Annotated in this window: 15 protein-coding genes and 1 pseudogene; 8 read left to right on the forward strand and 8 right to left on the reverse strand. The window is 47.0% G+C overall.

Annotated elements, in window-relative coordinates; translation table 11 throughout:
• Positions 1–168 precede the first annotated feature (168 nt).
• The 3 genes from C2M36_RS06865 to C2M36_RS06875 all read right to left on the reverse strand — a co-directional run bounded on the left by C2M36_RS06865 (position 169) and on the right by C2M36_RS06875 (position 2,857).
• The gene (locus C2M36_RS06865; RefSeq protein WP_105254287.1) at positions 169–1,209 is read right to left on the reverse strand and encodes an IS481 family transposase; all 1,041 of its coding nucleotides are present in this window, start codon (positions 1,207–1,209) and stop codon (positions 169–171) included.
• A gap of 78 nt (positions 1,210–1,287) precedes the next feature.
• Positions 1,288–1,614: a hypothetical protein gene (locus C2M36_RS06870; protein WP_105254288.1), complete on the reverse strand. Its 327-nt coding sequence runs from the start codon at positions 1,612–1,614 to the stop codon at positions 1,288–1,290.
• 667 nt (positions 1,615–2,281) lie between these two features.
• Entirely contained in the window at positions 2,282–2,857 is a 576-nt protein-coding gene (locus C2M36_RS06875) for a YSC84-related protein (RefSeq protein ID WP_105254289.1), read from the reverse strand.
• Between the two features lie 86 nt (positions 2,858–2,943).
• On the opposite strand from C2M36_RS06875, the gene C2M36_RS06880 reads away from it, so the two are divergent.
• Positions 2,944–4,155: a tyrosine-type recombinase/integrase gene (locus C2M36_RS06880; protein WP_105254290.1), complete on the forward strand. Its 1,212-nt coding sequence runs from the start codon at positions 2,944–2,946 to the stop codon at positions 4,153–4,155.
• Positions 4,156–4,186: 31 nt separating this feature from the next.
• The gene (locus C2M36_RS06885) at positions 4,187–5,389 is read left to right on the forward strand and encodes a cation:proton antiporter (protein WP_105254291.1); all 1,203 of its coding nucleotides are present in this window, start codon (positions 4,187–4,189) and stop codon (positions 5,387–5,389) included.
• On the opposite strand, the pseudogene ydiJ reads toward C2M36_RS06885, so the two are convergent.
• A pseudogene (gene ydiJ / locus C2M36_RS06890) lies at positions 5,386–8,426 on the reverse strand (D-2-hydroxyglutarate dehydrogenase YdiJ). The gene C2M36_RS06885 and the pseudogene ydiJ sit on opposite strands and share 4 nt — an antisense overlap.
• Before the next feature lie 147 nt (positions 8,427–8,573).
• Between ydiJ and C2M36_RS06895 the strand changes: the two are divergent.
• Positions 8,574–8,786, forward strand: a complete 213-nt coding sequence (locus C2M36_RS06895) for a PGPGW domain-containing protein (protein ID WP_105254292.1) — start codon at positions 8,574–8,576, stop codon at positions 8,784–8,786.
• 48 nt (positions 8,787–8,834) lie between these two features.
• Here C2M36_RS06895 and ppsA read toward each other — a convergent pair whose 3' ends face one another.
• On the reverse strand, positions 8,835–11,213 hold the full coding sequence (gene ppsA / locus C2M36_RS06900; RefSeq protein WP_105254692.1) for a phosphoenolpyruvate synthase: 2,379 nt from the start codon (positions 11,211–11,213) through the stop codon (positions 8,835–8,837).
• A gap of 147 nt (positions 11,214–11,360) precedes the next feature.
• Between ppsA and ppsR the strand changes: the two genes are divergently transcribed.
• A complete protein-coding gene (gene ppsR, locus C2M36_RS06905; RefSeq protein WP_105188886.1) occupies positions 11,361–12,170 on the forward strand; it encodes a posphoenolpyruvate synthetase regulatory kinase/phosphorylase PpsR in 810 nt (269 codons plus the stop codon).
• 49 nt (positions 12,171–12,219) lie between these two features.
• Here ppsR and C2M36_RS06910 read toward each other — a convergent pair whose 3' ends face one another.
• Together C2M36_RS06910 and C2M36_RS06915 are read right to left on the reverse strand one after the other, a co-directional pair.
• On the reverse strand, positions 12,220–13,569 hold the full coding sequence (locus C2M36_RS06910; RefSeq protein ID WP_105254293.1) for a class II 3-deoxy-7-phosphoheptulonate synthase: 1,350 nt from the start codon (positions 13,567–13,569) through the stop codon (positions 12,220–12,222).
• A gap of 182 nt (positions 13,570–13,751) precedes the next feature.
• Positions 13,752–14,213 carry a low molecular weight protein-tyrosine-phosphatase gene (locus C2M36_RS06915; protein WP_105254294.1) on the reverse strand — a complete coding sequence of 154 codons (462 nt, stop codon included), beginning with the start codon at positions 14,211–14,213 and terminating at the stop codon, positions 13,752–13,754.
• Between the two features lie 198 nt (positions 14,214–14,411).
• Between C2M36_RS06915 and C2M36_RS06920 the strand changes: the two genes are divergently transcribed.
• Entirely contained in the window at positions 14,412–15,284 is an 873-nt protein-coding gene (locus C2M36_RS06920; RefSeq protein ID WP_105254693.1) for a DNA replication terminus site-binding protein, read from the forward strand.
• A gap of 88 nt (positions 15,285–15,372) precedes the next feature.
• On the opposite strand, the gene C2M36_RS06925 is transcribed toward C2M36_RS06920, so the two are convergent.
• Positions 15,373–16,587 carry a replication protein A gene (locus C2M36_RS06925; protein ID WP_105188883.1) on the reverse strand — a complete coding sequence of 405 codons (1,215 nt, stop codon included), beginning with the start codon at positions 16,585–16,587 and terminating at the stop codon, positions 15,373–15,375.
• 787 nt (positions 16,588–17,374) lie between these two features.
• Between C2M36_RS06925 and C2M36_RS06930 the strand changes: the two genes are divergently transcribed.
• The 3 genes from C2M36_RS06930 to C2M36_RS06940 all read left to right on the forward strand — a co-directional run bounded on the left by C2M36_RS06930 (position 17,375) and on the right by C2M36_RS06940 (position 22,763).
• Complete coding sequence (locus C2M36_RS06930; protein ID WP_105254295.1) at positions 17,375–18,613, forward strand: AAA family ATPase; 1,239 nt, start codon at positions 17,375–17,377, stop codon at positions 18,611–18,613.
• A 9-nt stretch (positions 18,614–18,622) separates the two neighbouring features.
• Positions 18,623–19,588, forward strand: a complete 966-nt coding sequence (locus C2M36_RS06935) for a ParB N-terminal domain-containing protein (RefSeq protein WP_105254296.1) — start codon at positions 18,623–18,625, stop codon at positions 19,586–19,588.
• A gap of 133 nt (positions 19,589–19,721) precedes the next feature.
• Positions 19,722–22,763 (forward strand): DEAD/DEAH box helicase, encoded by a 3,042-nt coding sequence (locus C2M36_RS06940; protein WP_105254297.1) that lies wholly within the window; start codon positions 19,722–19,724, stop codon positions 22,761–22,763.
• Positions 22,764–23,026: the final 263 nt, after the last annotated feature.

A 23,026-nucleotide genomic window follows, 5' to 3' on the forward strand; every position in this document is an offset into this window, starting at 1 on the left:
AATAATTATATTGCTTAACTAAGGCGCTGCTAATTGTTGACTAAAATGAGCCAACGATTAGCAGTTTCAGTTGAGTTACTTGTTAGCAGCTTTGTGTGCAATAGTATTAATTTGTAGTAGTTCAGACTCGATCTGACAGTCGCCCGTTTTAAACTGGTGTCTGTCAGATTAAATCTGGGTTAATTTCTTTTCAGCCCAGATTCGTTTTCCATCAAGTAATGTTTCCAACGGCGTTCTACCGCAACAGATTTTTCCCTGATGAGTTCGTTCATTGTTGTAGTATTCCATCCACTCGTCCAGATCTTTTTGTAAGGCGTCGATCGACGCATACAATTTCTTCCGGAAGGTGATCTGATAAAACTCCTGTAAAATCGTTTTATGGAAGCGTTCGCAGATACCATTGGTTTGCGGTGATTTCACTTTGGTTTTCGTGTGATCGATATTATTGATCGCTAAGTAGAGCTGGTAGTCATGCTGCTCGGGTTTGCCGCAGTATTCAGTGCCTCTGTCCGTTAAAATTCTCAGCATAGGCAGCTCCTGAGAGGCGAGGAACGGCAGTACTTTATCGTTCAGTGCATCGGCCGCTGTAATCGGCGTTTTAGTCGTGTAGAGCTTCGCAAAGGCGACCTTGCTGTAAGTATCAACGAAGGTTTGCTGATAGATGCGTCCAACGCCTTTCAGGTTGCCAACGTAGAAGGTGTCTTGCGAACCCAGGTAACCTGGGTGATGCGTTTCTATTTCGCCGCTAACCTCATCGTCCAGTTTCTTCCGTTCTAATGCGGCAACCTGGTCGTCCGTTAAGATGATTCCTTCCTCAGCCACTTTCGCTTCCAGAGCTTTCAGGCGCTTCTTAAAGTTCTCCAGGTCGTGTCTTAACCACACAGAGCGAACACCGCTGGCCGAGACGAAGACACCACGTTTCCTAAGCTCATTACTCACACGAACCTGGCCATGCGCAGGCTGTTCGACAGCATACGTTTTAACGGCTTCCTCAATGTCAGGATCAACACGGTTCTTGCGGTTGGGGACTTTTCGATTCTGGTTGATTAAGGCATCAATGCCACCTTCTTCGACTGATTGCTGGTAACGATAGAACGTATCTCTGGATACGCCCATAACCTTGCAGGCCTTTGAAACATTGCCCAGTTCTTCTGCTAGATTCAGCAAACCGGCTTTGTGTTTTATGATGGGATTGTTAGACTCAAGCATAGAGAGTTTCCTTTGTGTTTGATTTTGATTCGACACCAACATCAAAACGGGAAACTCTCTTCTTTTCAAATCGAAGTGTCAGATCAGGTCTGAACTAGTACAATTAATTAATAAGACATTACCTTTAACTAGAACTTCAACAACTTCAGCAGAAATAACGCTGGCGTCTTTCTCTTTTTCTGACATTTCTTTTTCAAAACCATTTGCTAAAAATATAACCTTTTCAATGCTTTTTATATCAATATTTTTAGTGTCAAAGTGATTTGATATTAATGATTTTACTGAGTTTATTTTTAATTCCTTAATGTCTTTTTCGCTGTATTTTATAATTCCTTCGTGTGCTTCGCTCGCATAAGTATTAAAACAAGCGCAGATTAAAAGTAAAGTTAGAAAAGTTGCTTTCATTTGAGTTTCCCTTCTTTTAAATGATGGTGGCACCATAATTAGTGACATCCGTTTAAAGCCATTACCCGCATAATGGGTGGACTAAATGTGGCTAACATCGCAAAGAATGAGCATCAGCTTAACTTTTGACGTCCATTTATTAATTGCAATTTTTAGAGCTGTTTTCTATCAAATAGTTCTATTAATTTTCATATAAAACAGGTAACTAGCGATATCTTAGAATTAGATGTTTGCCAATTCGTAATGTGTTGGGGGGAAAATCGATTCGATAGCGAGTTTGTGTGTCGAGAATCGGGAGCTTGCTTTGAGTGAAAATATTTTTCCGATGCTAAGATGCTATTGGAAGAAAGAAATTATAGATAGGGATAAATTTCCCTTCATTTTCATTTAGATGGAGGTAGGGCTAATTCTAAAAGGGAGAATCTCATTGAACCCATAAATCTCAACCTGAGTGACCGTGATCAAATTCAAGAATAGCCAAACTAGTACCTTTCAAACCAAATAACCTATAATTTATATTATGTTAAACGATGCGCAATTCTATAGAATGCGGGTAAAGTATCTGAACGGGAAGCGCTAAGGCGCTGAATGAAAAAGGATAAAACAAAAAAAAGCGGCCTATTTAATCAAAAATAGACCACTTTCCAACCATAAGACTTTAGAAATGTTAGTTTAGCTCATTATCTACCCAGAATTTAGTCCCTTTTAACACTGCTTGCAAGGCTAATCCTGTTTCGGTGAGCGAATAAACGGTCACATCGTCAACAATGGCTTCGGCGGTAACCGCGCCGCCATTGTCTTTATGCTTCGCTGCGGCATCGGCATTGCCGCCAAACGCCCAACCATGATCAATAAATCGGTTTAATGCCGCTTCGGTATGAAACACCATCACCACATTAAAATCTTTAACACCCAGGCCCAGGCCTAAACCCGCCTCGCCCATGTTCATATAGGTCCATTTACCGGTGCGGTTATTTTTTACCACACCGTAGCCGCCGCCGAAACTGGCAAACAGAACATTGACGTTGGCATTATCGAATACCGCATAACCGGCGCTGGTAGCAATTTGGTTTTGCACATCGGGTTTGCGCACATACAAGGTTTGCAATGTTTCGCTGCGCATGCTTTGTACCATCTCTCTTTTTGCTTGCGGACTGGCATTGCTGGAGGTGGCGCAACCATTTAAGGCAAGCACGGCAACCGCTAGTAGCATGATGTGAACAAATGACGCTCTAATTTTCATGGAGTACTCCTTCTTTAATGTCCAATACTAGACAGTATCGGACTTTATGATAAGCTAAGACTATAAATATTTTGGTTATTTATCTTATGCTTACCCCTTTAGTTGATACGTTTAAGCAATTACGCTATCAAATAGCCCATCTTGAAGATGGCACCTTAAACAGCGAATATCCCGAACTAGCTTTATTTATAGACCAACAAAGCTTAAACCTTGCTGAAATTTCGAAAGATTTATCATTTATTTACCAATATTTGTATGTTCATGGCCGCAAATCCGACGCCACTTTCACCCGTTTTCGCAATGAAATTGAGCGTTTTGCCCTTTGGTCTTGGCTGCTCAAAGGCGCCTCGGTGCTGGCATTAAAGCGCGAAGATATTGAACACTATATCGATTTTGTGGTTGAGCCCAGCAGCGACTGGTGTTCGGACTCGGTGCAGTGGCGATTTAAACAGCATCTTGGTCAGCGCATGGCCAATCCGAAGTGGCGCCCCTTTATGGCCAAGGAAACCAAGCCCAGTCAGCAAAGCCTAAACTCTACCTTTACTGCGCTTAATGTTTTTTATAAATTCGCCATTTTAGAAGAGCGTTCCTTCACCAACTTTGTTCCCGTGGTTAAAAAGAACTGCCCGTATCTGGTAGTGCAATCTCAAATAAATCAACCAGATACACTAAGCGATCTGCAATGGGAATATGTACTGCGGGTGACCGAAGAGCGTTGCGAAGACGATCCGCAACTCGAGCGTAACCTCTTTACTCTGGCCTGTTTAAAGGGTTTATATTTACGTATTTCCGAATTGTCGGAGCGCCCCAACTGGTCACCGGTTATGTCGCATTTTTGGCAAGACGCCGATGGCTTTTGGTTTTTGCGAGTCATGGGCAAAGGCAATAAGTTACGAGATGTGACGCTAAGTGACAGTTTTACAGCCTACTTAAAACGCTACCGTTTATTTCGCGGTCTCAGTGCCTTGCCTCGGGTCGATGAGCCCTACCCGCTCATTCATAAATTGCGCGGCAAAGGTGGTATGACGGTCAGACAAATTCGTCGTTTGGTACAACAAAGTTTTGATTTGGCCACCGCAGCACTTCATCACGATGGTTTTACCGAAGAGGCAGAAAAACTTACGGCGGCAACCGCACACTGGCTGCGCCATACCGGGGCGACCCACGATGCGCAAACCCGACCATTAAAACATTTATCTGAAGACTTGGGTCATGCTAAGTTGGCAACCACAGATCAAATTTATATTCAGACTAATATAAAAGAACGAGCTAAGTCAGGCGTTAAACGTAAGCTTTAAGCATGCTTTAGGCAGGCCGTGAGGATAAGCCATGGAATATTACATCGCAATCTTGTTGGCGTTGGCATTTTTTATCTACTCCATATCATTTCGCCAGTTGGCCCGGGCCGAACTCACCGGTCCCATGTACTTTGTGCTGACCGGCGTGGTCGTTGCGGCTATGTTCTTAGCGGAATTTAAAATCGGCCAACCCTTGGAAAAATTGCTGCCTTTAGTCGAACTAACCTTGGCGGTGGTATTATTTTCCGACGCGGCGAAAACCCGATTGGCCATTTTAAAACGCGCCTACAAATATCCCGTGTTGCTTTTATTTGTTGCCCTGCCACTTACCTTCTGCGCGACCGTGCTAGCCGGATACCTGCTTTTTCCAGAAATGAGTTTATTGGCCTTGGCGTTATTGGCAATTATTTTAACGCCAACCGATGCCGCCTTGAGTAAAGGGATCTTAGAAGCCAAAGCGGTGCCGTTAAAACTTCGTGAAGCCATTAATGTTGAAAGTGGATTGAACGATGGCCTGTGTGTGCCGATTTTTCTATTTTTGTTTTTGTCCTGGCAACTGGGCAGTTGGCAACCGACAATGAAGATGCTGGAGTTTATGTTTCGTGAAGTTGGGATAGCGCTTGTCGTTGCAACGCTTATTACCTGGTCAGCAACTTACTTAATACAATACAGCGCCCGACGTCATTTTTTTGAAAAGGCCTCCAGCCCATTTTTAATTTTGTCATTGGCGATTGTCAATTACAGTGTGGCTGAAGCATTGGGCGGCAGCGGATTTGTGGCCGCCTTTGTTGCCGGTTTGCTGTTTGATTATTTGTATCGGCCGAGTAAGGATATGAGACTGATCGAGGAAAGCGAGCACATTGCCGAGTTCTTTTCGTACTTAATTTGGTGTTTGTTCGGGGCTTACAGTTATTGGCAGTTACAGAGCATGGAACTAAGTTGGGGCAAGCTGGCCTTTGCGCTGATCGCCGCAACCCTGGTGCGGGTTATCCCCGTTCTATTTAGTTTAATTGTATTTAACGGGTTAAATTTTAAAGAGAAATTTACCCTGGCCTGGTTTGGTCCGCGGGGCTTGGCTTCCATCGTTTTTACCTTAATGGTGTTAGACTCCGCCGACGGTTTGCTTAATGAGTTGGCGACGCTGACCATATTGACGAGCGTCTTTATTCACGGTATTACCACTCGCCCCATCGCTAACTCTTTCAGCAAAAAGGGCTTGGCCAAACGAGACTAGTGCAACACCTTGGCCAGCACCTCGATGGGGTGCTGCGGTTTATATTGGGCAAAACGTTTTACCTGGCTGCGACATGAAAAACCCGTGGCCAACAGCTGGGCTGGCTCGGTGTTATCAACCTTGGCTTTCCAGCTGAGATTATATAAGGCACTGCTGTTTTCCTGGTTTTGCAGTTCGTGGCCATAGGTACCGGCCATACCACAACAGCCGGTTGCTTGTGGATCCAGTTGTAATCCCAAGGCCGAGAAAATAGTTTGCCACACCTTGGCGCTGTGCGGTAAGGCAGTGGTTTCGCTGCAGTGACTCAGCAATACATAGCTTTGTTGTGGTTCAAATACCTGTTGTTTAAAAGTTTGCTCGCCCAGCCATTCATGGGCCAACAAGACATTGAAGTCCCCTCTTTGCTCGCCTAATACCGTGTTGTATTCATCGCGATAACACAAAACTAATGAGGCATCGAGCCCAACCATGGGGATGTCCAATTCACTAACCTGTTGTAAAAATGCCGCACTGTTTTTGGCGGTGCGGGCAAATTTATCCAAAAAGCCTTTCACATGTTGCGGCTTACCATTGGGTTTAAATGGCAGGATAATCGGTTTTTTGCCAAGCGCCTGCACAACCTTGGCAAAGCTTTCAACCAGCTCGGCCTCATAAAAACTGGTGAACGGGTCTTGCACGATAAGCACATAGTCGCGGCGCTGATCTTCGCTTAATTGCTCCAGTTTATTCAGGTCGAATTTTTCTAAAGTGGCGGTGCGCTGGGCCAGGTTTGGATGACTCGGCGTCGGTGTATCCACATAACCCAGGGTCTTTTTAATCGCCCATTGTACCGGTGACGATTTGATCACGGGGTTGGTAATGGCCGAAAACTTAGCCAACAGTGGTGCCGTGTTTTCTATGCCGGCAACCAGATAATCTTTTAATGGGCGGTTGTATTGGCTGTAGTAAAAGTTCAAAAAGCGAGCACGGAATGTCGGCACATCGACCTTAATCGGGCACGCAGTGGTACAGGCTTTACAGGCTAAGCACTCGTCCATGGACTCTTTCACTTCGTGTGAAAAGTCGTACTGACCCTTGCGTTTATTCTGGGTATTAAGGAAACGCTCCCACCAGGTGGGGCCATCTTTTTTGCTGATAACTTTTTCTTCTTCGAGCAGGTCAACGCCCTGCTCCGCCTGTAGTCGAAGCCACTCGCGCATTAATCCGGCGCGGCCTTTTGGTGAGTAACGGCGATCGCCAGTGGCCTTGTATGAAGGACACATGGGTGAGCTGACACATAGTTAAAACACAAGCCGTTTCCGTTACAGTTCATGCTGTTGGCAAAACTATCTCGTACCTGAATATCAATTTGACGGTCGAACCAGCCACGCTTCTTATCATCAACGCTCACCAAGCGGTCGTTACTTTCAAGGGGGGTGCAGATTTTGCCCGGGTTAAGCTTGTTGTGCGGATCGAAGGCCGATTTAATACGGCGCAGCTCCTGGAATAGCTCGTCGCCAAAAAACTCCGGGCCGTATTCACTGCGATACCCTTTACCGTGTTCGCCCCACATCAGGCCACCGTACTTGGCGGTGAGTGCAACAACCTGATCGGAAATCTGGCGCAGGGTTTTTTCCTGCTCCGGATCGCACATATCCAGCGCCGGACGCACATGTAAAACGCCGGCATCGACATGGCCGAACATACCATAATCAAGTTGGTGACCGTCGAGTAATTCACGGAACTCGGCAATAAAGTCGGCCAGGTTTTCCGGCGGAACCGCGGTGTCTTCGGCAAAGGCAATAGGCTTTTTCGCGCCCTTGGTATTACCGAGCAGGCCAACGGACTTTTTGCGCATGGCATAGATTTTTTGTATATCGGCCACATTATTGGTGAGCTGATAACCAATTACCCCGGCTTCTTTATTCTCGATAAGGGCGTCAAGCTTGGCACACAGGGCGTCAATCTTGTCCTTCATGTCCCCTTCTTGCTCGGCATTAAACTCAACCATGTTTAAGCCTTGCATTTCTTGCCCGGGTACATCGGTAATTAAGTCCGATACTGAATGCCAGACAATGTCTTCGCGGGCCAGGTTTAACACCTTACTATCAACGGTTTCTACCGAGGTCGCCTCGGCCGCCACTAAAAATGGCGAATTACGAAGCGCTGAGTCGAAACTGTCATATTTAATATTGATCAGGGTTTTAAATTTTGCGATGGGCGTAATGTTAAGCTTGGCCTCGGTGACTATGGCCAAGGAGCCTTCGGAGCCTGTCAGGACACGGCCAATATCAAACTCGCAAAGGTGTTCATCAAACACATGCTCTAAATCGTAACCGGTTAAAAAGCGATTCAGTCGTGGGAATCTTTCTAAAATTAAATCGCGCTTACTGCTGGCGACATCCAATACCGTTTTGTAAACCTTACCGACTGCTGTGTCTTGTTCGGCAATCAATTTGGCTTTTTCGACACTCACCCCCTGAGTATTGAGCTCGCTGCCATCGGCCAGAAACGCCTTGAGTGCCAGGGTGTGGTCCGAGGTTTTACCATAAACCAGACTGCCCTGACCTGAGGCATCGGTATTGATCATCCCGCCCACGGTAGCGCGGTTACTGGTGGATAGGTCCGGTGCAAAGAAGTATCCATAGGGGCGCAAAAAGTCGTTTAGCTGGTCTTTGATCACCCCGGCTTGAACCCTCACCCAACCTTCTTGCTCGTTAATTTCCAGAATTTCGCGCATATAGCGGGAAAGATCGATAACAATACCCGGTGTCAACGACTGGCCATTGGTGCCGGTACCGCCACCGCGTGGGCCAAAGGTTAGCGACAAAAACGGATCGCGCGAGGCAATGTTCAATGCCAGTTGCACGTCTTTATTGGTTTTTGGGAACACCACACCCTGAGGAATGGTTTGATAAACACTGTTGTCGGTGGCCGCTAATAGTCGGGTGCCATAGCTGGCATCGACATCGCCGCTGAACCCTTCAGCTTTGATTGTTTTTAGGTAATGTAATACCAGTTCAGAACTGACTTGCTCGACACTTAACTTTGCTATCATGGCCTTAAACCTCAGGAACGGACAGCGCCATTATAGCATGCTGAGCGGGCTTAGAAATTGAAGAATATACAGATTGTTACAAATTGAAATCACTTTGTAGCTGTGAATGCGCTATGGTCAGTTAATAAGCAATTACGTAGGTGATGTATGAAGAAGTGGTTGATGAATACCGCTGCGGCGCTTTGTTTTATACTCGGATTGATATTCGCCGTGGTGCCTGGGCCTTCGGTGATCTTCTTTTTAATCGGATTGACCCTACTGGCCGTACACTACCCTCTTGCCCGTAAATATGTACGGGTGTGCCAGATTACCCTTACGCGGGGGTGCCGGTTGCTCGATAGCAAATTGGCGAAAAAATAAAAGGGCGAAGATTTCGCCCTTTTTCTTTGTCTTACTCGGTAATCGAACTTAGTTCGATTTAAGCTTTTCAGCCAGGTATAGCCAGGTTTCCAATACCGTATCTGGGTTCAATGACACAGAATCGATACCTTCTTGTACCAGCCATGCGGCGAAGTCTTCGTGATCCGAAGGACCTTGACCACAAATACCTACGTACTTACCTTTTGCCTTGGCTGTTTTAATGGCCATAGACAATAGCTTCTTAATCGCTGGGTTACGCTCGTCGAACAGGTGAGCGATCAGACCCGAGTCACGGTCAAGACCTAGAGTAAGCTGAGTTAAATCGTTTGAACCGATTGAGAAACCGTCGAAGTACTCAAGGAATTCTTCGGCAAGTAGCGCGTTTGAAGGCAGCTCACACATCATGATCACTTTCAAACCGTTTTCGCCACGCTTAAGGCCGTGCTCTTCAAGTAGCTCGATAACCTTTTTACCTTCTGCAAGGGTACGTACGAACGGGATCATGATCTCAACGTTGTTCAAGTCCATGTCGTCACGAACACGCTTGATGGCTTCACACTCAAGGGCGAAACACTCGCGGAAGTCTTCACTGATATAACGTGAAGCACCACGGAAACCGATCATTGGGTTTTCTTCTTCCGGCTCGTATTGCTGACCGCCAACCAGGTTGGCATATTCGTTTGATTTGAAGTCAGACATACGGACGATTACGCGCTCAGGTGCAAAGGCACAACCAAGCGTGGCGATACCTTCAACCAGTTTGGCGATGTAGAATTCACGCGGCGACTCATAACCTGCGATGATGTCTTTGATTTCTGCCTGAAGTTCAGGAGATTGAGCATCGAAGTTAAGCAACGCTTTAGGGTGAACACCGATCATACGGTTGATGATGAACTCAAGGCGAGCCAGGCCCACACCGGCGTGAGGTAGACGAGCGAAATCGAATGCACGATCCGGGTTACCCACGTTCATCATGATCTTCATTGGCAGGTCAGGCATTTCATCTACGCGTGAAGTCAGTACTTCATACTCAAGTTGACCTTGGTAGATGTAACCTGTGTCACCTTCGGCACAAGAAACAGTCACTTCCTGGTCCGCTTTGATTAGGTCGGTGGCGTTACCACAACCTACTACAGCAGGAATACCTAGTTCACGGGCAATGATGGCCGCGTGACAAGTACGACCGCCACGGTTGGTAACGATGGCAGCGGCACGCTTCATGATCGGTTCCCAATCTGGGTCGGTCATGTCGGTTACCAGGATATCGCCATGTTGTACCTTGTCCATCTCGTCGATAGAGTTAAGTACGCGTACCACGCCGGCACCGATTTTGTGACCGATGGCACGACCTTCGGCAACAACGCTAGATGTTTGCTTAAGCTGGAAGCGCTCCATCACGTTTGCATCTTCGTTTGAACGTACGGTTTCTGGACGAGCCTGTACAATGTAAAGCTTGCCGTCGTTACCGTCTTTTGCCCACTCGATGTCCATTGGACGACCGTAGTGTTTTTCGATGATAACCGCTTGCTTAGCAAGGTCCATTACTTCTTCGTCTGTAATAGAGAAGGTATTGGCTTGCTCTGGGGCTACGTCAACAATTTCAACTTGCTTGCCGTGTTCCTGATCTTGTGAATAAACCATTTGAATGGCTTTAGAACCAATGTTACGGCGAACAACGGCTGGTTTACCTTTGGCTAGAGTACCTTTGTGAACGTAGAATTCATCCGGGTTAACCGCGCCTTGTACAACCATTTCACCAAGACCGAAGCTTGATGTTACGAATACAACGTCTTCAAAACCTGACTCGGTGTCGATGCTGAACATTACGCCTGAAGAGGCCATGTCAGAACGAACCATGCGCTGGATACCGGCTGAAAGTGCTACACCTTTATGGTCGTAACCCTGGTGTACGCGGTAAGAGATGGCGCGATCATTAAATAGAGAAGCAAAAACGTGTTTGATAGCAACCATTACGGCATCGATGCCGCGCACGTTTAAGAAGGTTTCTTGTTGTCCGGCGAATGATGCGTCTGGCATGTCTTCGGCGGTGGCAGAGGAACGTACTGCAAAGGATACGTCGTGTGCTGGGTCAGCGTGTAGTTGGCCATAGGCCTCGCGGATAGCCTGGTCCAATGAATCCTGGAATGGCGTGTCGATAATCCACTGACGGATTTCGGCACCAACTTTGGCCAATTCATTGACATCTTCAACGTCTAGTTTATCTAACACGTCGTAGATGCGAGCATTCAATCCAGATTGCTCAAGAAACTCGTTAAATGCGTATGATGTCGTCGCAAAACCACCCGGTACTTGTACACCGGCGTTGGCTAGGTTTGAGATCATTTCACCGAGAGAGGCGTTTTTGCCTCCAACTCTCGGCACATCTTGCATACCAAGCTCTTGATACCAGAGAACGTATTCTTGCACGGAACTTTCTCCAAAAAACAAATTGTAAGTTTGGTCATTAAAATAATGACCTTTTAAATGAGGCGCTAACATTCTACACTGGCAAGCACTGATGCGTAAACCGTAGCCTTACGGTTTATCAGGTTATTACGAAAAAAAAGGATGATTATGCGCAACGCATTTTATATTTCTGACGGTACCGCAATTACCGCCGAGGTCTTTGGTAATGCGACTTTGTCGCTTTTTCCCATGGAATTTGAACACACGACTATTCCCTTTGTAGAAACCAAAGAAAAAGCCTTAGAAGTAAAGGCTCAAATTGAGCAGGCGGCGGCCACAAGCAAAGAAAAGCCCATTGTTTTCTTTACCTTTGTGAACCCTGAGCTCAGTGAAATCATCCTTGCAAGCAACGCCGTGTGCTACGATTTTATCAGCACCTTCAGCAATCAACTGCAGCTTGAGTTAGGTGTAGAGCCGGTACCTAAGGTGCATCGCACCCACAGTATCCATGAGCAAAGTTACGATTTCCGTATCGCCGCGGTAAACTATGCGTTGGCCAACGATGACGGCGCCAATATCAAGGATTATCAGCAGGCTGATGTAATTTTGGTTGGGGTGAGTCGCAGTGGGAAAACGCCGACCAGTTTATATCTGGCGCTGCAATACGGCATTAAAGCGGCAAATTACCCCTTTACGCCGGACGATCTCGAATCCGGCACTTTGCCAAAATGCCTGCAACCCTATAAAAATAAACTCTTTGGCTTAACCATAGAGCCGGAGCGCTTAGCGGCTATTCGAAATGAGCGCATGGCCAATTCCCGCTATGCCTCCATGCGTCAATGTCGCATCGAAACCCGGGAAGTGGAAATGCTGTATAAGCGTTTTCGAATCCCGCACTTCAATTCAACCCATCACTCGGTGGAAGAAATCTCCGCCAAGATCATGGCTGAGTCGGGGTTACAGCGACGTAAGTATTAATACAGACATAAAAAAAGCGCCCTTGGGCGCTTTTTCTTTCGTTAAACCCTTACTTGCGGGCGTCTTTTAGCAGGTCCGCAACCAAGAAGCCGAGCTCCAATACCTGATCGGCATTGAGGCGCGGGTCGCATTGAGTGCGGTAACGCTGGGCCAAATCGTCATCCGACAGGCCATAGGCACCGCCGGTGCATTCGGTCACGTGCTGGCCGGTCATTTCTAAATGCACACCGCCGGCATGAGAACCCTCGGCCTTATGGACGGCGAAGAACTGGCTGATCTCGCGCAGGATATTGTCGAAGCTACGGGTTTTATACCCAGAGCTGGCCTTTTCGGTATTGCCGTGCATGGGGTCAGAACTCCAGATCACCTTGCGTCCTTCTTGCTGCACGCGACGTACCAGCGCCGGCAGTTTCTCCGGCAGTACATCGGCACCCATGCGGGTGATCAGCGTCAAACGCCCAGGAATATTGTCTGGGTTAACCGCATCGATTAACTCAATGAGCTCGTCCGGGGTCATCCCCGGGCCAACCTTGACGCCGATGGGGTTTTTAATGCCACGGAAGAATTCGATATGCGCATGATCAAGCTGGCGTGTACGCTCGCCAATCCACACAAAGTGTGCAGAGCAATCGTACCAGTCACCTGATAGGTGGTCACGGCGTGTGAGCGCCTGCTCATAACCCAGTAATAAAGCCTCGTGAGAGGTATATAAAGACGTTTCGGTTAAAGACGGTGCATTGGTGGAATTAATGCCACAGACTTCCATAAACTCGAGGGCGTCCTGGATGCGATCGGCAACCTCTTGATATTTATCCTTCAGTGGGTTGGCGGCAACGAAACTCATATTCCAACGGTTTACCTGGTGTAAATCCGCGAGACCACCTTGAGCAAACGCACGCAACAAGTTAAGCGTAGATGCACTGTGATGATAAGCCTTCATCAAGCGCTGCGGATCGGGAACTCGGGCCTGCTCGGTGAATTCGTAACTGTTAATAATGTCGCCGCGATATGAAGGCAGGCTGACGCCGTCAATGGTTTCAACGTCGCTCGAACGCGGCTTGGCAAACTGGCCGGCCATACGCGCGATTTTAACCACGGGGCATTTGCCACCATAGGTTAATACCACCGCCATCTGCAGCAGCGTTTTAAAGGTATCGCGAATATTGGCGGCGCTAAAGTCAGCAAAGGACTCAGCGCAGTCGCCGCCTTGTAATAAAAATGCGCGGCCTTCACACACGTCTTCCAGTTGTTTGAACAGGCTGCGGGTTTCTTCGGCAAACACTAGTGGCGGTGCACTGTTTAGCTCGCTTTCAACGTTTGCCAGCACACCTTGATCTGGGTATGTGGGTTGCTGGACTATGGGGAAATCCCTCCAGCTATTTGGACTCCAAGGTTTCACTTTACAATTTTCCTCATTCCTAATTGTACCTCACTCACGAAAGTACCGAATGGCGGGGTCTAGCGCAAGGGTAAAAGGGCAAGATGGGAAAATAAAGTACCCTACTTTTGTCGCAGAGCGAGGATGCATATTAATGAACACATCATACTGTTGAGGAGAATAAGCCAACCTCAGCATAATCTCTACTTTTTACCTAATTCGCTAAACAAGGCATCGATGGCCGTTTCGCACATGGCGATGACAGCATCAAAACCCGCTTGTCCGCCGTAATATGGATCGGGCACCTGGGCAAACTTGGGGTCTGGATGATAATCAAGGAGACGCTTAATCGATGCGGTTGCATCGCTTGGTTGCATGGCTAATACATCCTGGTAGTTTTGCTCGTCCATGGTCAGTAACAGGTCTTGCTCGTAGAAATCGTCCTGCGTTAGTCTTTGCGCCGTTAACCGAGACAAGTCGTAACCGTGTTGCGCGCCATGAGTGATGGCCCTCTCATCCGGGTGCTCGCCAACATGATACCCAGAGGTACCAGAGCTGCTAAAGGTGATGTAGGTTAAGCCCTGCTCTATTGCACGCTTTTGAGCAATCGCATGAGCTGTTGGTGAGCGGCAAATATTGCCTAAGCAGACGAACATGATTTTCATCGCTGGGAGATCCTGAATTTATGCGTCTAATTAACTTTAGCGCTCTCTTATAAAGAGTAAAGCCCGATAATGAACACATCATACTTTATTTGTTAATTTAGTTAGTCTTAGCTTTTGAGAAATTACGTTATTTTATTGATAGGCAAAGGAGTAACGAGCTAAACTAGTGAATTATTGTATGATGTGTTCTTTATTGTTATGAGCAACATAAAACTACAGCTTCGCAGTGTTTTCGATCTAACCCAGGAATATCTGCAGGACTTTGTTCAGTTATTGTCACAAACCGAGTATCGCCAAGCGAGTTATTTTCAATTGCCTTTGCCCACACCTGAGCAAGAACGAAACCCTCTGGCGGCAATCCAAGTGCAGAGCTATCAAGGCGATGCGGCACTAGGCCACATAAAAAATAGCTTTTTAGATTTTCACAAAGACGGAGAACTCAGCGGTAAATTAGCTAAACGTCATCCGGGAATTATCTTATTGCCCCGTGCGTCTTTCACTGACCTTGAACCCTATCTTTCAAAAATCAATGAATTAAAAACGGAGTTTAAACAAAAGGTGCTGACGTTAGATAATAATGACGCCCGTTTCGACGCTGTTCATAGTGCGGTGCCCGGACTAATGACCCTGGCATTTTACCGACATATCCACTTTGAATCCCAGGCCCCCTACTCGGTGCGCTTTACTTGGATGCAAAAACATTCAACCAAGTCATTAACTCGTAAGTTAGCACTCACTATGTTAGAGCGTAGCAGTGCGTATTCCAATCCACGTATGATTGATCAGCAGCAATGGCAACAACTGGTTGAGCAGGAAAAACGCAAGGTTTCGAGTTTAGGCGAAAATGAAAAACTACGTATTCGCCGGCCGATAAGAGTCACGCCTGAAGTGAATGTGCGATTTGCCGATAATCGCCGTTACCATGTAAGTGGCGCCATGCCTTTTATTGTATTTGATGACAATCCGGACATAAAACTTGGCGAACTTAAAAATTATGAACCCAAAGAAGATCCTCGTAAGCGTGAGTACGAATACCTGGTCGAGCGCTTGTATCTAGCGAGAGGTGAGTAAGTACTTACATCAATCACGCTAATTGGTTATGTTAAAAAGCCCACATCTGTGGGCTTTGTTATAAAAGAGGTGGCACTAAGGTCGGCTATTACTTTTCGACTATTTCTTCGAGCCTTTCTTCATCGATGATCTCAGCATTCTCAACGATACGTTTGCCACCTTGGATTTCGATACGCTTGTTTTGCTTATTCAAGGTAAGAATTTCTTCGCAAAACTCATCCGAAGGATGCATTTCGTAAACATAATCAATGATTTTCCCGCTTGCCTCATCCTTTACATTGGAAATGCTGTAATCGGAGATGGCCCCCTTATCGATCAGGTCTTTCATAGTGGTGGTCATATCACGGCGCAAAGCTTTTAACTTGTTGTCGGTTATTTTGTCATCGGCATAAATGCTGCCGTACTTTTCCATGATAGACAGCAAGCGGAAATGATACGTCTTGCCCGGTGCCGCGTAGCGCCATAAATGATACAAACGTAACATCATCCAGCGTGATAGACCTCGTTTGAGTTCTTGCGCCCGGTTAAAGTAGTAACCTTTATATTCAAGGTTATCGATCATGTTATGAACGAAGGCATTAAGACAGGCTACACATTTAACATTACCGCCCTGCCCTTTCTTACCACTGAAGTGCAGTGACGATAAGAAGTTCATATTCGACTCATAAAATGAATCGTCGATATTGGAGTTCTTAGTATCGGTGGCCGTATATTTAAATGACAACTTGGACCCTTGCAAAGCTTCCAAGGATTCTTTAATTTGTGGATACGGCATCGACTGACCCACAGCCTTAAGCTCCTGGGCTAATTCATTCATCGAAAAAATAACCGCGTACTGAATACCCGATTTAAAGTTGATTTTGACAATTTTGCCTTTTGACGCCAACCGAATTAAGGCGCGCTCAACTTTTTCTTCCCTATCCGACGGCCATACTAAACATTCAACTTCTTCACCATCTTGACGGGTACTAACTACCGCTGGGGTGATTTTAATTTCACCATCATAGAGTATGCCATCCACTTTTTCCGAAATGCGTCGGGTAATAATGGTTTTCTTTGGGGCATCTTCCAAAGGCAGCTTTTTATGTCCGGAACGAACAAAACGCCCCCAAAGATCATAATGATTGAAGGTATTAGAGTAGGCTCTTAATCCATGCACAGAACTTTCGATCGAAATGCGCACATCTTTATTGTCGGTGAACAACGCCAGATTTTCATTATCCGTTGCACTTTCAACGCCATTGATCTGGCCTCGCAAAGAGTCCGGTAAGTTTTCTACCGAGATATTAACCTTGCGGTTCATTGTTATTTTCCATTGCTATCGATGCCAAAGGTAATATCAACACATAATACGAAAAAAGTTAATCATCTATGTTAGTAAAAAACTGATCCGAGTTCGAGTTTCATGTTTGGGATCACATTTTTACTAACCTCAGGCTATTTAACGCACAACCTAGCCGGTTTTTGGATCCGATTTTTATTAACTCATCATTTCCAGATCAGATTTTTACCAAGTTTAATGCCGTTGACCGACCATTTTGACTCTTAACATCCGAAACCAGCCTATTTTTTGAGCATTATATTGCTCTTAGGCCGCAACACTGTGTATAACCGGCTCAGTGCTTGGTAGAGATCTGATCTATAGCAGGTAAAGATCAGATCTTTAACTACATATCAGTACCTTAGTTATCCCTTTATGTGCATAACTAGGCCCAAATAGTTAGTAAAAAGATGATCTTCAAGGCTACTTTTGTGGATAACTCCTTGGGCAAGCTGTGCATAACTTGAAAGTGAGATTTTTACTTCTTAAAATACTGATCCGTGACTTGGTAGGAATCAGATCTATACCAAGTAGAATGCTGATCTAAAAATATTTCATATCTTTATATAAAACAGTAAGTTAAGTTAACTTTCTTCCGTTCTAACCTTTATATACCTATATATTTAAACGAATCTAATCTAGTTATTACCTTATAGTAAGTTTGCAATCAAATTGTCTTTCTTGTTTTTCATGCAATGTCGCCTAAAATATATGTTTACAGCTAAAGTCGTGGACATTATACTCATGGCTTAAACTTAGGGATGCAAGTATGACAATAAAACAAAGTGCGCTAAAAACCTACCAGTTACTCAAGGCTACGGCCGATGTCGCTGAAAAGTCACTCGAAGGACGTATCCAGCATTATCGAGCTCACCTTAAATCTGAAGAAAAAGAGTTAAGAACCTATACCCAAAAGGCAGCCGCCGATCTACTAGGATGTAACAACCGTACCCTAAAACGACGTCATGACCAGGGTGATTTCGATCATATAGAGATTCGTCGTGGTGCCAATGGCCATTACGCCTATACCTTGGCGAACATCTACAGCATGGCTGACGTCATGGGTATCAATCCCGATCATCGTTTAGCCGATGATAAGCTACAGGTTATTGTTATCAACTCCCTCAAGGGGGGCTGTGGTAAAACCACCAGTATGGTTAACATCGCCGCTGCACTTGCAACCACTAATATCAAACGTTATCGCATTGGTATTATTGATTTAGATCCCCAAGGATCATCATCCAGCTTTTTCCCACCCAGTGAGCCCGATCCCATTACCGTTGGCGACTTGATGCGTGACTGTATCGAACTCGACGAAGGTGAAACCTGGGAAGGAATTGTTAGCGATGCATTTTTAAAAACCCATATCCCTAATATCCGTATTTTGCCATCGGGCATGGACGACTTTTACTTCGAGCATGAAACGGCCACCGCACTGCGTGAAAGCGGAGACTATGACCAAACCCGTCATTACCATAAGTTGTTGGAAAAGGTAATTGAACCGGTTCAAGACCAGTTTGATGTTATTCTTATCGACACAGCACCTTCTCTTAACTTTATGTTTTATAACGCATTAATGGCTTCAACCGCTATGCTTATTCCGGTGCATCCAGAAGCCGTGGACTTTGATGCAAACAATAAATACCTGAAGCGTCTTGGTGAGATTTATCACACAGTTGCCGCTCTTGGCCACGATGGCTGGGACTTTATGCAATTCCTGGTGACTAACTATGTTAAGGGTAACCATTCTCAGCGTGACATAGTGAAGGACGTACGCTCGGCGTTTGGTCGTCAGGTGATGAGCTATCCCATTAACCATAGCAGTGCGATCACTGCTAGCTCGTCATCCTTTAACACCATTTTTGATCAAAAAACATCAGACAGTTTGGCTAGCCGCGAATCCTTGGTTAAGGCCCAGGAAAACATTAAAGATGTGGTTGATGAATTAGAAATGCTTATTCGCTCCAACTGGGCATCGACACAATCACAACTAAAGGCAGCACAATAAGGCATTATCATGGCAAAGAAACGTAAGAACGATACCCGTATTGACCCTTTTGCAACCGCGGTAGAAAGTAGCAGCCTAGATCAGTTGTTAGCACAAGCTCAGGCCGGCGATGTGATCAGCATGCCAGCTCCTAGCGATCCTAATCGCACCATACGCCTCACCTGTCAGGTGATTGCGCATCAGGATATCGAGCAACGCACCAAGGTTTACGGTAAAAACCGTCGTGTGCAGGCGTTGTTGACGGAAAAGTCGGTGGCCGACATTCTTCCTGCTATTCGTGATGATGGCCGTAACCAACACCCGGCACTGGCCTGGGAGCACAATGGCGAGCTCTTAGTATTAGCCGGCTCCCGTCGTCGTAAGGCCTGTATTTTGGCCCCGGCGGATTATTTGGTTTTAAGCTCCAGTGATTTTAACGATGAAGACGCGAAGATCCTTGCGGTGTCGTCGGATCAGTATATTGCTCCGAGTTTATGGGAGCTGGGTCAGGCCTATGCGTCGACGCGTGAAGAGTTACAGCAACAGGGCAAAAAGGGTTCGTACCGTGAAATCGCTCAGTTAGAAGGGGTCTCGCACACCGCCATTGCCGATGCCATTAAGGCCTTTGAGTGCCTTCCTAAGGACGTATTAGCGCTCTACCCTACCGCCAACCATGTTGGCCGTGAAGTGGCTAAGAAGCTGATTCAGGCGCAAGATAAAGACGTTGCTGCATTTAACGAGCGTGTTGCCGATTGTGGCGCCCAATTTGCGCAAACCAGTTTTGATAGCGACGATAAGGCTGCCTTAGCGGTGACGAAATTTTTGTGTGAGGCACCGCAAGGGGCTAAACGCAATGAGGATATAAAACTCGCCAATGACTTTGTGCGGGTGCAAAAGCACAGTAAAAGTGGCGACTTAACGATCAAAATTGATAATAAGGTAATGACCGAGAAGCGCTTTATGCAACTGGCCAAGGTGCTGGAAAGTTTCAATTAAGCTGTTTTGCCTTGTCGTTTTTAAGCCCGGGTTATGACCCGGGCTTTTTTATGTCGCCAGAACCCGGGCTGCGGGGCTTTTTCGCTTTGCGCAAAAACGATATACTGGCCTATTTCAGTAGTTGGGTTGGACCATGGCCGCATCGTTTACTAAAGAGGATTTGCTTGCCGTCTTTGCCGAGATTGAGGCAGAGCAGGCGCCATTGCCATTGTCTGAGCAGGCTCTCAAGCAGCTGTTTAGCAAAGGGGTGTATAGCCGTGCCCAACAAATGCTGCGCGATGAACAAGTGCTATGGGTGAAAAGCAACGAGGACTACAGCCGTATTGAGGCGCAGGTGCTCGACGACGACGGCACCACCTATGATCAGCATATCCAGCTTCATTTCGGTACCCAGACCGAGGTAGAAGCTCATTGTAGTTGCCAGGCCAAGGTGCGCTGTAAGCATGTGGCCTGTGCCCTGCTGCAACTTAAACTCCAAAGCCAGGGGGAGTTTGCCCATCAGTATCAAATTGATGACTGGTTTTCCGTATTGGCTCAGCACGATAGCGAGCCTACGCAAAGTCAGCAACAGGTGTTGTTGTTCGAACTGCATCCGTATCAGGGGGAGTTGCAACTGCATGCCAAAATGGCCCCCAACACCGAGGCGGGGCTGCAATCCCAGGGCCGAGCCTTAAGTGAACAGCAAAGCCATACTCAGGTTACCCCCAAAGGACTCGATGAAGACGACTTCCGTTTGTTCAGCTGGATACGGTCGCAAAATCTTCCTGGACAGGCCCAGCTTTATGGCCATTGGGGCGCCCGTGCCTTAGTGCAGTTGCTAGGCCGCGCTCGTCTATTCTTTGAGAAACAGCGCCAGCCATTGACTCTGGGCAAACCCCAGCCGTTGCAATACCGTTGGCAAAGTCATGAGGGCAAAGCGCGACTGGTCGCCAATATCCCTGACTTTAATGCCGACCGGGTGTTTAATACCGCCCCGCCCTACTACCTTGATAGTGCCAACAATCAGCTGGTCGCCCTGCATACCCATTTGTCTGGTACACAGATCAAACAATTAGCCCGCTTCCCACAAGTGAACGAGCAGGACATCGCCGCCTTGTCTCAGCGTCTTGATAGTGAGCTCGCCCTGTCTTTAAGCGAAGGCGAAAAAAAAAAGCCTAAGCTAGGCTTTTCGCTGCGCTTTATACGCACCACTCCACCCTATTTAATCGCCGTTGACGGCCAAGCTCCGACCAGCGCCAGCCTGGCCAATTTAGGTCTAGAACCCTGTAAAGGACCTTTACAGCAACAATATCAAGTGGTCATTCCCGATCCCCTGCGCGAGCAGCAATGGTTGTTTGAACTTGAGCAGCAGGTACAGCATTTGGGGGGCGAGGTGATAGGGTTGCCAACGGCGCGCCTAAAATGCACTCATACGCTCACCCCAAACTTGGTTATCGACAAGTTACAGGGGCACCGTTTCTTGGTGCGCTTCGAGTTGCACCATGGCAACAAGGTGTCTATTTTAAGCGCCGAGCAACTGGCGAATAACGCCAACTACAGTGCCCATTATTGCTATCTAGAATGCGACGGTCAGCTGTGTGTGATAGATGCCAGCGTCGCCAACGAAATGCATCGATATCTGCAGCGTTTTGCCAGTGGTAAAGACAGGAATACGTGCTCCATCCCTCGCAGCTTATATGCCCAGCTAACCGGCCTGCCCTATTGGCAACTGCGGGTTGCCAAATCCCTGGAACTGCTATTGCAAAAGCCGACCCTGAGCTCTTTGCAACCGGCGAAACTCGCACCCGATGTACAGTTGCGAGAGTATCAGCAGGCCGGCGTAAACTGGCTGCAATTACTGTCTTTGCAGGGTCTGGGTGGCGTACTCGCGGACGATATGGGGTTGGGCAAAACCCTGCAGGTGATTGCTTATCTCAGCACCCTAAAGCCACGAGCCGGCCATCCTCATCTGATCATTTGCCCCACCAGTTTGATAGGCAACTGGTGTAATGAGATACAGCGCTTTTGTCCACAATTGTCGGTGCAGGTCGTCGCTGGTAATAACCGCACCGCCATGTTGCAGCAGTTGGCCAGCTATGAGGTGATCATCACCACCTACACCCTGTTTAAAAGGGACTTTGCCTTTTATCATGGGGTTGAGTATCACACCCTGGTATTGGACGAGGCTCAGGCCATTAAGAACGCGCAGTCACAGCTTAGCCAAAAGGTGAAGCAACTAAGGGGGCAATTCCGTCTGGCGCTAAGCGGCACTCCCTTTGAAAACAATCTGCTCGAACTTAAGTCGGTGTTCGATTTTGCCATGCCAGGTCTGCTTGGTTCCGATAGCCAGTTTAAGGCCAACTTTTTAGAGCTAGAGCAAGTCGGAAAAAGTGCCCTTAAAGAAGCGGTGCGTCCCTATTTGCTGCGCCGTGCCAAGGCCGATGTACTCAGTGAGCTGCCGAGCAAAACCGAGTTAGTTAAACAGCTTGAGATGCTTGAGGATCAAGCTCATGTGTACCAGGGCTATCACAGTGCTTTGCATCAAAAACTCAGTCACCTGGTCTCGACCCAGGGGATTGGCAAAAGCAAGCTGCAGTTTTTGGATGCCCTGTTAAAGCTAAGGCAAATTTGCTGCCACCCTCGCCTCGTTGACCCAGCTTATGAGGGCGACAGCGCTAAGTTGCTCTGGCTGCAAACCCATTTACCCGTGATGTTGGCTCAGCAGCACCATGTGATTATCTTCAGTCAGTTTACCTCCATGCTCAGCCTGATAGGGGAGCAGCTTCAGCGTATGGGCATAGACTATGCGCTGCTGACCGGCCAAACTCGAGATCGTCAGCGCCAGGTTGATGACTTCCAGCAAGGGCGTAAGCAGGTATTTTTGATCAGCCTTAAGGCCGGTGGCAGCGGCTTAAACCTGACTCAGGCGGATACGGTTATCCATTTCGATCCCTGGTGGAATCCGGCGGTGGAGCATCAGGCCACCGACCGCGCCTATCGTATGGGGCAAGATCGTTCGGTGTTTGTCTATAAGCTGATCGTTGCCGACTCCGTTGAACAGCAGGTACAGGCCTTGGCGGAGAAGAAGCGTCACCTGGTGGATGAGTTCCTCAATGGCAGTTTATTATCGGATAAAAAAATAGATGATAATCAGTTGCTTGAAATGTTGAATCTAGAAAAAGAAGAAAAAGTTTAAATTTTCCTGAACTTTCTCGGCAGCCGGGACTCTACTATTATGCTTGTGATGCAAGCACCCTATGTTGATTTCCCTGATTATTATGATTCTAAGGCCAGCTTGATTCGCTGGCTTTTTTTTGCCTGAAATTTGCCGCCAGGGACGGCGGTAGTAGACAATGCAGGAGCACCTTGTCGAAAAGCCGCCAGGGATGGCGGCAGTAGACAATGCAGGAGCATCAGGTCGAACATCCGCGCCACTATAATTGATTACTTTCCTGATAC

The organism is Pseudoalteromonas sp. T1lg75, from assembly GCF_002964705.1.
Lineage (GTDB): Bacteria > Pseudomonadota > Gammaproteobacteria > Enterobacterales > Alteromonadaceae > Pseudoalteromonas.